Genomic DNA, 1,343 nt, shown 5'->3' on the forward strand with positions numbered 1-1,343 from the left:
GGGACGATGTTTATCGCGGTACCACCCTAGTTGTAGACTTATTTCGTCTACCTCTCTTCTTCTTTAACGATCGTTTGACCGTCCTTCCCTTCAAAAGTTGGCGGGAAAGATGCTCCAAGGCTGTAATTCATGCTTATCTTTGTACTGATTTACACCGACCATCAGCTCTCTTTAACAGTGAGATAAGCACTACTGTTTTCCTCTTCAGCGCATATATGATATGGAATTAAGATAATTTATTTTTGAAACCTTTTAACTCATCCATGAATCTATGGAATTCTGGAATGTCCATTTGTTGCGCAGAATCTGATAACGCAACTGCTGGATCCGGATGTACTTCCGCCATTACTGCATCTGCTCCAATTGCAAGTGCCGCTTTTGCTGTTGGTAATAATAAATCTCTACGCCCTGTTGAATGTGTTACGTCTACGATAACTGGTAAATGTGTTTCTTTCTTTAAAATCGGTACTGCTGAAATATCTAATGTGTTACGTGTCGCTCTTTCGTATGTGCGAATACCGCGCTCACAAAGAATAATTTGGTCATTACCTTGTGCAATAATGTATTCCGCTGCATTAATGAACTCATCAATTGTTGCTGCTAAACCACGTTTTAATAATACTGGCTTGTTAACCTTACCTACAGCTCGTAGTAAATCGAAGTTTTGCATGTTACGTGCTCCAACTTGAATTACATCAACGTATTCTAGCGCCATTTCTACGTCATTCGGATTTAAAATTTCACTAATAATTGCTAAGTCAAACTCATCTGCTACTTGGCGTAAAATTTGTAAACCTTCTACTCCCAAACCTTGGAAATCGTATGGAGATGTTCTCGGTTTGAAAGCACCGCCGCGCATTAATTTAAGTCCTTGATCTTTCATCGCTTGCCCTACTTGGCGAACTTGCTCTAAGCTTTCTACTGCACAAGGTCCCATAATGAACGTTTGTGTTCCGTTCCCTATCAATTCACCTTTAACATTAACAATTGTATTTTCTTTTTTCTTTTTACGTGAAACTAGTAATGCTTTACGGTTATCATCTTCTTGCAGTTCTAAGCTAGCTTTGAAAATCGTTTTGAAAATATGTTGAACCGTTGACGTTTCGAATGGTCCTTCGTTATGCTCTGCAAGCATATCAAGTACTTCACGCTCACGTACTGGATCAAAGCGTTTCGTACCTTGTACTTGTTTTTGCTCTCCGATTTTTTGAACAATTTCACCTCGTTTGTTTAAAAGGTGTAGTAATTGTAAGTTAATTTCATCTACCTGTTTACGTAATTGATCTAATTCATGATTTGCCATTTGGAAATCCTCCTCTAATGTTTTAAAAGTATAGTAAGAG

General features: G+C 38.3%; 1 protein-coding gene and 1 other annotated feature. The gene reads right to left on the reverse strand.

The genetic code is table 11. The features are described 5' to 3' along the window. Positions 1–217: a binding site (T-box leader), on the reverse strand. This feature is flagged as partial in the annotation. Between the two features lie 9 nt (positions 218–226). After that, positions 227–1,303, reverse strand: a complete 1,077-nt coding sequence (locus AC1DTM_RS26725) for a bifunctional 3-deoxy-7-phosphoheptulonate synthase/chorismate mutase (protein WP_002161401.1) — start codon at positions 1,301–1,303, stop codon at positions 227–229. Positions 1,304–1,343 lie beyond the last annotated feature (40 nt).

The sequence above is a fragment of the Bacillus sp. P4_D3 genome (assembly GCF_056401855.1).